A 9,581-nucleotide genomic window follows, 5' to 3' on the forward strand; every position below is an offset into this window, starting at 1 on the left:
CCGCGGCGGGCGAGGCGGCCGGGCCCGTGACGACGGCGGGGGACGCGCCCGTACCCGCACCCGTACCCGCGTCCTCCGCCGCCTGCGGTCGCCACCCCGGCCCGTTCACCAGGTGCCGCAGCCGGTCGCGCCACGAGCGAGCCGCGCGCAGGTCGCGGGCGAGCGCCGCGTACTCGTGGGTCGCGACGCGCAGCGGGTTGTACGTCGCGATGTTCTTCGTCAGGCCGTAGACGGGCCGTTCCGTCTCGGGGGTGAAGGAGCCGAAGAGGCGGTCCCAGACGATGAGGATGCCGCCGAAGTTGCGGTCGAGGTAGCTGCCCTGCGAGGCGTGGTGGACGCGGTGGTGGGAGGGCGTGTTGAAGACGTACTCGATCGGCGCGGGCAGCTTGTGGACGCGCTCGGTGTGAATCCAGAACTGGTAGACGAGGTTCGCCGAGGAGCAGAAGGCGAGCGCGGCCGGGTGCACGCCGAGTGCGATGAGCGGCAGGTAGAAGGGCCAGGAGGTGAGGCTCGTCCAGGGCTGGCGCAGCGCGGTGGTGAGGTTGAAGGCGCGGCTGGAGTGGTGCACGACGTGGCAGGCCCACAGCAGCCGGATGACGTGATGGCCCCGGTGCGACCAGTAGTAGAAGAAGTCCTGCGCGAGGAGCATGAGGAGGACCGTCCACCACAGCACGGGTATCCGCAGCGGCGTCAGCGCGTAGAGCGCGGAGTAGACGGCGACGATCGGGATCTTCCAGACGAAGTCGGTGACGAGGCTCCCGAGCCCCATCGTGACGCTCGTCGCCGCGTCCTTCACCTCGTACCCGGCGTCGTCCTCGTCGGGATGGAGGCGCACGGTGACGATCTCGACGAGGGTGAGCAGGACGAACGCCGGGAGGGACCACAGCACGACATCGGGCAGGTTCGGCATACGGGCAAGGTAAGGCCGCCTCGCGGTCTTTGAACAGGGGTCGTTACCGACGAGTATTACTTGCGGTAAGTCGCTTGACCGGTACGGGAGTCAGGGGCAGGCGGCACGAGCACGGCCCGGACCGCCCGGCGAACTACGCCCCCGCCGCCCCCAGCAGCGCCCCCACCGCGTACGTGATCGCCATCGCCGCCGCGCCGCCCGCGACGTTGCGCACGACCGCGCGGCCCGGCGGGGCGCCGCCGAGGCGGGCGCTGGTCCAGCCGGTGAGCACGAGCGCCGCGAGGACGGAGCAGACGGTGACGGCGAGGCGGGCGCTCTCGGGCGGCAGCACGATGGCGAGGAGCGGGAGCAGCGCCCCGGCCGTGAAGGAGAGGAAGCTGGCCCAGGCGGCGTGCCAGGGGTTGGTGAGCGCGTCGGGGTCGATGCCGAGTTCGACGTCGGCGTGGGCGCGCAACGCGTCGCGCGCGGTGAGCTGTTCGGCGGCCTCGCGTGCGACCTCCTGGCTCAGGCCGCGCTCGGCGAGCAGGCGGGTCAGTTCGTCGAGTTCGGCCTCGGGGTCCTCGCGCAGTTCGCGCCGCTCGACGGCGAGCGCGGCCTTCTCGGCGTCGCGCTGGGTGTTCACCGAGACGTACTCGCCCGCCGCCATCGACATCGACCCGGCGAGGAGCCCCGCGAGTCCGGCGGTCAGGAGCGCGCCCCGGTCCGCGCTCGCGCCCGCGACGCCGACGACGAGCCCGGCCGTGGAGACGACGCCGTCGTTGGCGCCGAGCACTCCGGCGCGCAGCCAGTTGAGCCTGGTGCCGAGCGCCCCGCCGTGACTCTCCTCGTGGCGCCCTTCCCGCTCTCCGTCAGTCATTGCGCGATCTTCACACCTCGCGGGGCGCGCGGCGGGCTTTTCGGCGATCATCCGTGTCCCGGCGGGGCCGTCGCCGGTGTCCCCACCCCGCTCCCCGGCTGACCGCACGCCAGTTCCCGTACCGGCGTGCGGCGAACGGGCGTCCGGCGCGGCGCGGCGCGCAATCCGGACATCGCGCCTGATTCGGTACGGGCGCGGGGCCGGGGCGCGGGCGCTGTCGGACCGGCCCCGTATCCTCAGTGACCATGCTCGAAGACCGTACGACCGACACCTCCTGGCCGTCCGCCTACCCCGAGGGGTACGCGGTGGTCGACGTGGAGACGACCGGTCTGGCCCGCGACGACCGGATCGTCTCCGCCGCCGTGTACCGCGTGGACGCGCGCGGCGAGGTCGAGGACCACTGGTACACGCTGGTCAACCCGGAGCGCGATCCGGGCCCGGTGTGGATACACGGGCTCACGAGCGAGGTCCTGGAGGGCGCGCCGCTCTTCCCGGAGATCGCCGGGGAGTTGTCCCGGCGGCTCGACGGCCGGGTCCTCGTCGCGCACAACGCGGTCTTCGACTGGTCGATGCTCGCGCGCGAGTACGCGCGGGCGGGGATCACGGCCCCGGTACGGCGCAGGCTGTGCACGATCGCGCTCGCCAAGGAGCTGGCGCTGCCGCTGCCGAACCACAAGCTGGAGACGCTCGCCGCGCACTTCGGCGTCGAGCAGCGCCGCGCGCACCACGCGCTCGACGACGCCCGCGTCCTCGCCGAGGCGTTCCGGCCGAGCCTGCGGGCCGCCGCGCTCGGGGGCGTACGGCTGCCGCTCCTGGAGTGCCTGCCGCTGACCGAGTGGTCCGACAGCCCGGCCCGTCCCACGATCGGCCGCCAGTACGGGGGCCCGTACGGGTCCCGCCCGGCGGCGGGGAACTGGCGTCCCTCGCGCAAGCGTCCCCCGTGCCCGTACCCGAACCCGGGCCGCTGGCAGGACGGGCAGCCGCTCGTGCAGGGGATGCGGGTCGCCTTCTCGGGCGACACCTCGACGGAGCGCGAACTCCTGGAGGACCGGGCGACGGAGGCGGGGCTGCACGTCGCGGGCAGCATCTCGCGGCTCACGAGCCTGCTCGTCACCAACGACCCCGACTCGGGCACGTCGAAGACGGTCCGCGCCCGGCAGTACGGCACCCCGGTCGTCGACGAGGCCGCCTTCGGCCAGTTGCTGCGGGACGTCGCCCCGGCGACGGGTGGCGAGGGCTGAGGCGGAGTCCCGCGCGGGTGGTGTGCCCGGACACGCCACCCCTCCGCCGGGGACAGGTCGGGCGAGTTGTACCTTCATGGGGTGTACCGCTTCCTGTTGTCGTGGCAGTGGCTGATCATCACGCTGATCGGTCTCGTCCTGATCCCCGTGATGATCGAGCTGGGTTTCTGGCAGCTCCACCGTCACGAGCACAAGGTCGCGCAGAACGAACGGATCACGGCGGCGGTCGAGGCCCCACCCGTGCCCGCCGAGGAGCTGACCTCCCCCGGGCACAGGGTGCCGACGCCCGAGGTGTGGCGCCGTGTCACGGGGACGGGCCGTTTCGACACCGCGCACGAGGTCGTCGTCCGCCGCCGCACCAACGACGACGGCTCGATCGGCTTCCACGTCCTCACCCCGCTGGTGCTGCGCGACGGCAAGGTGCTGCTCGTCAACCGGGGCTGGATTCCGGCGAACGGCGCGCAGACCGAGTTCCCGAAGATCCCCGCGCCGCCCGCCGGCGAGGTCACCGTCACCGGGCGGCTCAAGGCCGACGAGACGAGCGCGGCGAGCGGGATCAAGAGTCTCAAGGGCCTGCCCCCGCGCCAGATCATGCTGATCGACAGCGCGGAGGAGAGTGCGCGCCTGCACCGGCAGGTCCTCGGCGGGTACGTCGAGCAGATCTCCCCGAAGCCCGCGGGACGCACACCGGAACTGCTCGCCGAGCCCGACCACAGCGACATCGGTCCGCACATGGCGTACGCGGTGCAGTGGTGGATGTTCTCGGCGGCCGTCCCGCTCGGCTGGTGGATTCTCGTCCGGCGCGAGCGGCGCGACCGCGAGGAGGAGGCACGCGAGGCCGCGCAGGCGGAAGCGGCGGAGCCGGAGCCCGCCGGGGTCTGAGCGCGGCGGGGTCTGAGCGCGCCGGGTCTGAGCGCGCCCGGTTTCCGGCGCCGCCGGGGTCCGGGGCGCGGCGTCCGGTGTGACGTGCGGCCTTTTGGGCGTGCGTTCGATTGGACGCGCGGGTGGCGGGGAAGCCGCTTCCCGTGGCCGAACGTACCGAGAACACCCAGCCCATCGAGAACTACGCCCTGATCGGCGACCACCAGACCGCCGCGCTCGTCGGGCGCAACGGCTCGATCGACTGGTTGTGCCTGCCGCGCTTCGACTCGGCGGCCTGTTTCGCCGCGCTCGTCGGCACGCACGAGAACGGGCACTGGCTCCTCGCCCCGAAGGGCGAGGGCGACTGCACCCACCGCGCCTACCGGACCGACTCGCTCGTCCTCGACTCGGTGTGGGAGACGCCCGGGGGCACCGTCCGCGTCACCGACTTCATGCCGCAGCGCGACAAGGCGCCCGATGTCGTACGGATCGTGGAGTGCCTGGACGGCGAGGTCACGATGCACTCGACGCTGCGGCTGCGCTTCGACTACGGCTCGATCGTGCCGTGGATGCGCAAAACGGACGGGCACCGGGTCGCCGTCGCCGGGCCCGACGCGGTGTGGCTGCGCAGCGAGCCGGAAGTGCCGAGCTGGGGCGAGAAGTTCAGCACGCACGCCGAGTTCTCGCTCAAGGCGGGCGAGAAGGTCGCCTTCGTCCTCACCTGGTACCCCTCGCACAAGAAGCACCCGCGCCTCATCGAGCCCTACGAGGCACTGGAGCAGAGCCTCGCCGACTGGCGGGCATGGGTCGCGCAGTGCGCCTACGACGGCCCGTACCGCGAGGTCGTGGTCCGCTCCCTCATCACGCTGAAGGCCCTCACCTACGCCCCCACGGGCGGCATCGTCGCCGCGCCCACCACCTCGCTGCCCGAGACGCCGGGCGGCGTGCGCAACTGGGACTACCGCTACTGCTGGCTGCGCGACTCGACCCTGACGCTCGGCGCGATGATCGCCGCCGGGTACCTCGACGAGGCGCGCGCCTGGCGCGACTGGCTGCTGCGCGCCGTGGCGGGCGATCCCTCGACGCTCCAGATCATGTACGGGCTCGGGGGCGAGCGGCGCATCCCCGAGTTCGAGGTGCCCTGGCTCGGCGGCTACGACGGCGCGGCGCCCGTGCGCGTCGGCAACGACGCCGCGCACCAGCTCCAGCTCGACGTCTACGGCGAGGTCATCGACTCGCTCTACCTCGCCGACCGCGCGGGCCTGCCCGCCAAGCACCACGCCTGGCAGCTCCAGCTCAAGCTCATGGAGTACCTGGAGAAGGCGTGGCAGGAGCCGGACGAGGGCCTGTGGGAGGTACGGGGGCCGCGCCGCCAGTTCGTGCACTCCAAGGTCATGGCGTGGGTGGCCGCCGACCGCACCGTACGGGCGATGGAGAGGGAACCGAAGCTCGGCGGGGACGTCGCCCGCTGGCGGCGGATGCGGGACGCGATCCACGCGGAGGTGTGCGAGAAGGGCTACGACCCGGTGCGGAACACCTTCACGCAGTCGTACGGCTCGCAGGGGCTCGACGCGGCCCTCCTCCTCATCCCGCGCGCCGGGTTCCTGCCGCCCGACGACCCGCGCGTGCTCGGCACGATCGAGGCGGTGCGCGCCGAACTCGGCGCGGAAGACGGCCTGTTGCTGCGGTACAGCCCGGGACAGGGCGAGGTGGACGGGCTGCCGGGCGAGGAGGGCGCCTTCCTCGTCTGCTCCTTCTGGCTCGCCGACGCGCTGCACCTCGCGGGGCGCACGCGGGAGGCGGAGGCGCTCTTCCGGCAACTGCTCTCGTACACGAACGACGTGGGGCTGCTCGCGGAGGAGTACGACCCGCGCACGGGCCGGCACCTCGGCAACTTCCCGCAGGCGTTCAGCCACATCGGTCTCGTCGGCACGGCGCTCGGGCTGTCGGGCCGGGGCGGCAGCGCGGGGCCCGGCGCGGCGGGCTGAACCCCGGGCGGCGCACGGGCGGGGGCCGGTGAAGAATGGCCCCATGGATCTTGGGCTGAAGGACCGGGTGTTCGCTGTCACCGGGGCGACGCGTGGTCTCGGGTACGCGAGTGCCGAGGCGCTCGTCGCCGAGGGCGCGAAGGTCGTCGTGACGGGCAGGGAGCAGGAGAGCGCGGACGCGGCGGCGGCGAGGCTGGGCGCGCACGCGGTGGGGGTCGGCGGGGACAACGCGGACCCCGGGCTGGCCGGGCGGCTCGTCGCGAGGGCACGGGAGCGGTTCGGGCGTTTCGACGGGGTGCTCGTGAGCGTGGGCGGACCGCCGGCCGGTTCGCTCGGCGAGGTGGACGACGAGCGGTGGCGTGCCGCGTTCGAGTCGGTGTTCCTCGGCGCGGTGCGGCTCGCGCGGACGGCGGCGGCCGAGCTGGGCGAGGGCGGCGTGATCGGTTTCGTGCTCTCGTCCTCGGTGCACGAGCCGATCGCCGGGCTCGCCCTCTCCAACGGCCTGCGCCCCGCGCTCGCGGGCGTCGCGAAGTCCCTCGCGAGCGAACTCGGGCCCCGGGGCATCCGCGTCGTCGGCGTCCTGCCCGGCAAGATCGCCACGGACCGCTTGCAGGAGCTGTACGGGGGCGAGGCGGACGTGAGCGGGATTCCGCTGGGGCGGCTCGGGACGCCCGAGGAGTTCGGCCGCACGGCGGCCTTCCTGCTCTCCCCCGCCGCGTCCTACCTGACGGGCGTGATGGTCCCGGTGGACGGCGGGGCACGGCACGGCTTCTGACCGGGAGGCCCCGCACGGCTTCCGAGCCCGGCGGACCCCGCGCCCGCTTACTGCACCCGCTCCGCCCCGTGCGGGACACCGTTCATCCGGACCTCCGCCCGCATGTTCTCCTGGCCCGTCGCCTCCTTCGCCGCCTTCAGCGTCTGCGTCACCGCGTGGTGCTGGACGAGCAGCGGGGCCGCGTCGGGGGCGAGGGTCAGGTGGAGGTGGGCGACCGGGGAGCCGGGCCGGCCGCGGAGGCGGACCCGGGCGCGTTCGACGCCGTCGAGGCGTTCGGTGTGCGCGGCGAGCGCCTGTTCGAGCGCCGAGCCGCGCAGGTTCGCGCTGTCGCCGTCGCCGACGTCGAGCGGGAGCGCGGACAGGTGCCTGCGGCGCAGCCCGGCGGCGAGCCACCACAGCGCGAGCAGCAGCAGTACGGCGAGCGCGGCGATGATAACGGGCCACCACCAGCCCTCCTCGCGCCAGCGGGTCCGCTCCCCCGCCGTGAGCAGCACGTCGTGCTCGCTCTGGTGCACCCACCAGTGCGGCGGGTTCGCGCCGTAGCCCACGGCGAGGACGGAGCCGCCCAGCGCGATGAGGACCAGCCCGGCGAGGGCGAGCAGGACGCGGTTGAGGGTGCGCAGCATGCCGCTCAGTCCTTCCCCGGGCGCCGTACCCGCACGACGAGGCGCGGGGTGCGGGCGAGACCGAGTTCCGTGAGGGTGGAGCCGAGGGTCTGGGAGAGTTCCGCCCGTACCTCGTCGAGATCGCGGAAGTGCGCGAGCGCGCGCACCTTGACCTTGCGCCGGCGCACGGTGACGTGGGCCGAGCGGATGCCCGAGACCTGCGTGGCCCGGTCCCGTACGACCATCGCGGCGGCCTTCCGGTCGAGTCCGCCGCGCACCCCTTCGTAGGGCCTGCGCATCGGCAGGAGCCGGCGGCGCCCGGGGGTGAGGGCGAGGAAGAGGAGCCACAGGCCGAGTGCGGCGGCGATGCCCGCGCCGACGAGGACCCACGTGTCGTCCAGGTGGTGGTCCGCGAGGCCGCGGGCGAGTTCCTTGCGCCAGCTCATCGCCGCGTGCCCGGCGCGCACGGCGACGACGTCGTAGAGGAAGAGGCCCGAGGCTCCGGTCAGGACGAGCGCGAGGAGCGTGGCGGGTACGCGGCGTGCCGACCAGAAACGCCCGCCGCGCGCCACGGGGGGCGCGTCGGGGTCGGGCAGCGGCCGGGGCGCCGCCACGTGGGCGCCCGTCTTCTCCAGGACCGGCGGGCGCGGGCTGTCCGCGGTGCTCACGGGGCTGCCTCCGGGGATGGTGCCTGCACGTCCGGCGGGGACCCGGCCGGTGGGACGGGAGCGGGCGACGACCGCGGGACGAGGTGCAGCCGTTCGACCTGCACGGCGACCTCCGGGACCCGCATCCCCGCGAGGTCGCCGACGCGTTCGGCGACCCGGTGGCGCACCGCGCCGCACTGGCCGCCGAGATCGCCCGGGTAGGCGAGTTCGACGCTGACCCGGACGCGCGCGGTCTCGCGGTGCACGGAGACGGCCGTGCGCGGGGCGCGGGCGCCCGGGGGCATCGGCGCGATCGCCTCGCGGGCCGCCTGCGCGGCGATCTTGGCGACGACGCGGTCGGCGATACGGGTCGAGCCGCGCTCAGCGGGCTCGACGGCGTCCTGACCCTGCACTCCCCCTCACCGCCGGTCGCCGCGGTCGCGCGGCCGGAAGAACTCCCCGGGCTCCAGGTCCCCGTCCAGGAACCGGCCCACGACGAAGCCCACGGCGCCCAGCGCCGCGACCAGCAAGAACGCGCCGAAGCCGCCGAAGTACCCGGCGAAACCCAGCGCCATGCCGACGATCAGACCGAGCACGGCCCAGCTCATGGTGTCCTCTCCCGTTCCACCCGGCCCCGCGTCACTGGACGCGCGAACCGGCGTTGTCGTCCTCGTCGTCGCTCTCGTCGGGCAGCTTGACGTCGCTGACGAGGATGTTGACCTCGACGACCTCCAGGCCCGTCATGCGCTCGACCGCCGTGACGACGTTCTCGCGGACGTTGCGCGCCACCTCCGCGATCCGCTCGCCGTACTCGACGACGATCTCCAGGTCGATCGCGGCCTGCTTCTCGCCGACCTCGGCCTTGACGCCGCGCGTCACGGACTTGGAGTTGTTCGCGCCGGGGACGCGGTCGCGCATCGCGCCGAAGGTACGGGCCGCGCCGCTGCCCATCGCGTGCACACCGTAGACGTCGCGGGCCGCGAGCCCGGCGATCTTCTCGACGACACCGTCGTCGATCGTGGTCTTGCCGCGCACCGCGGCCTCGCCACCGCTCTGGTTCTGCGTGTTCTCGCTCATGGGGCTCCAGCCTTCCTCGAAAGGGGCACTGAAAGGGGCACTCCTTCGAGCACAGTAAGGGGCCACGCGCCGCTTCGCGCCCTGACGCGGCGCCCGGTACGGCACGCTGGGCCCATGACGGAACGGCGATGGGACCGGACAGTACGTGATCAGCTCGCGCTCGGCAGGCTGTTGCCGCTCGCCGGGGCGGCCCGCGGGGCATGGCTGACGGAATCGGCCGCTTCGGCCGCGTTGCGCCGGACGGGTGAGAGCGTGTCGGGGGCCGGGCTCGGGAAGGTCTCCTTCACGGCGGCCGAGGAGGGGCGCGCCGCCCCGGACGCGGGCTTCCCGGCCCCCGGGACGGCGCGCCCGCCCGGGCCGCTGGTGCTGACCGCGACGTGCGGGGTGCACGCCCGGGGGACGCTCACCGAGGTGACGGACGCGCTGCGCGCGGTGCTCGCCCGGACGGCCCGCGAGAGGCTCGGGCTCGATGTCGTGGCCGTGGACCTGCGCGTGGCCGAACTGCTCGACGAGGCGCCGGAGCCCTCGCCCCACGACGAGGAGCGCTCCGGCCGCGACGAGGAGCCCTCCGGCCGGGACGCCGGGGACGAGGAACCGGGCGGGGACGGGGAGGAGGCCGCC

12 protein-coding genes are annotated in these 9,581 nt (G+C 73.9%); 5 read left to right on the forward strand and 7 right to left on the reverse strand.

Translation table 11 applies throughout. The features are described 5' to 3' along the window. Positions 1-910 (reverse strand): sterol desaturase family protein (locus G3I42_RS13250; protein WP_239096427.1); only part of this gene is annotated, 910 nt, incomplete at its 3' end. Positions 911-1,043: 133 nt separating this feature from the next. Then, entirely contained in the window at positions 1,044-1,766 is a 723-nt protein-coding gene (locus tag G3I42_RS13255; RefSeq protein WP_164285632.1) for a VIT family protein, read from the reverse strand. Positions 1,767-2,011: 245 nt separating this feature from the next. On the opposite strand from G3I42_RS13255, the gene G3I42_RS13260 reads away from it, so the two are divergent. From G3I42_RS13260 to G3I42_RS13275, 4 genes are all read left to right on the forward strand, one after another. Further along, positions 2,012-3,007 carry a DEDDh family exonuclease gene (locus G3I42_RS13260; RefSeq protein ID WP_164285634.1) on the forward strand — a complete coding sequence of 332 codons (996 nt, stop codon included), beginning with the start codon at positions 2,012-2,014 and terminating at the stop codon, positions 3,005-3,007. Positions 3,008-3,088: 81 nt separating this feature from the next. After that, a complete protein-coding gene (locus tag G3I42_RS13265; RefSeq protein WP_164285636.1) occupies positions 3,089-3,889 on the forward strand; it encodes an SURF1 family protein in 801 nt (266 codons plus the stop codon). Between the two features lie 143 nt (positions 3,890-4,032). Further along, on the forward strand, positions 4,033-5,856 hold the full coding sequence (locus G3I42_RS13270) for a glycoside hydrolase family 15 protein (protein WP_164285638.1): 1,824 nt from the start codon (positions 4,033-4,035) through the stop codon (positions 5,854-5,856). Positions 5,857-5,899: 43 nt separating this feature from the next. Further along, the gene (locus tag G3I42_RS13275; RefSeq protein ID WP_164285640.1) at positions 5,900-6,631 is read left to right on the forward strand and encodes an SDR family oxidoreductase; all 732 of its coding nucleotides are present in this window, start codon (positions 5,900-5,902) and stop codon (positions 6,629-6,631) included. 47 nt (positions 6,632-6,678) lie between these two features. On the opposite strand, the gene amaP is transcribed toward G3I42_RS13275, so the two are convergent. From amaP to G3I42_RS13300, 5 genes are read right to left on the reverse strand one after another with little or no spacing between them, the layout of a single operon-like run. Further along, positions 6,679-7,257: an alkaline shock response membrane anchor protein AmaP gene (gene amaP, locus G3I42_RS13280; protein ID WP_164285642.1), complete on the reverse strand. Its 579-nt coding sequence runs from the start codon at positions 7,255-7,257 to the stop codon at positions 6,679-6,681. A 5-nt stretch (positions 7,258-7,262) separates the two neighbouring features. Next, positions 7,263-7,850 (reverse strand): DUF6286 domain-containing protein, encoded by a 588-nt coding sequence (locus tag G3I42_RS13285; protein ID WP_343244539.1) that lies wholly within the window; start codon positions 7,848-7,850, stop codon positions 7,263-7,265. A gap of 50 nt (positions 7,851-7,900) precedes the next feature. After that, complete coding sequence (locus tag G3I42_RS13290; RefSeq protein WP_164285646.1) at positions 7,901-8,296, reverse strand: hypothetical protein; 396 nt, start codon at positions 8,294-8,296, stop codon at positions 7,901-7,903. Positions 8,297-8,302: 6 nt separating this feature from the next. Then, positions 8,303-8,491, reverse strand: coding sequence for a hypothetical protein (locus tag G3I42_RS13295; RefSeq protein ID WP_007828675.1), 189 nt, complete (start codon positions 8,489-8,491; stop codon positions 8,303-8,305). 31 nt (positions 8,492-8,522) lie between these two features. After that, positions 8,523-8,960: an Asp23/Gls24 family envelope stress response protein gene (locus G3I42_RS13300; RefSeq protein ID WP_164285648.1), complete on the reverse strand. Its 438-nt coding sequence runs from the start codon at positions 8,958-8,960 to the stop codon at positions 8,523-8,525. 114 nt (positions 8,961-9,074) lie between these two features. Here G3I42_RS13300 and G3I42_RS13305 point away from each other — a divergent pair. Next, the coding region (locus G3I42_RS13305) for a hypothetical protein (RefSeq protein ID WP_164285650.1) at positions 9,075-9,581 on the forward strand (507 nt) is incomplete at its 3' end.

This window comes from Streptomyces sp. SID11385 (assembly GCF_010548245.1).
GTDB lineage: Bacteria > Actinomycetota > Actinomycetes > Streptomycetales > Streptomycetaceae > Streptomyces.

Bases quoted from the DNA above. Each gene is read 5' to 3' on its own strand.
- amaP (WP_164285642.1), bottom strand. From the start codon at position 7,257: ATGCTGCGCACCCTCAACCGCGTCCTGCTCGCCCTCGCCGGGCTGGTC.
- G3I42_RS13255 (WP_164285632.1), bottom strand. From the start codon at position 1,766: ATGACTGACGGAGAGCGGGAAGGGCGCCACGAGGAGAGTCACGGCGGG.
- G3I42_RS13295 (WP_007828675.1), bottom strand. From the start codon at position 8,491: ATGAGCTGGGCCGTGCTCGGTCTGATCGTCGGCATGGCGCTGGGTTTC.
- G3I42_RS13300 (WP_164285648.1), bottom strand. From the start codon at position 8,960: ATGAGCGAGAACACGCAGAACCAGAGCGGTGGCGAGGCCGCGGTGCGC.
- G3I42_RS13275 (WP_164285640.1), top strand. From the start codon at position 5,900: ATGGATCTTGGGCTGAAGGACCGGGTGTTCGCTGTCACCGGGGCGACG.
- G3I42_RS13260 (WP_164285634.1), top strand. From the start codon at position 2,012: ATGCTCGAAGACCGTACGACCGACACCTCCTGGCCGTCCGCCTACCCC.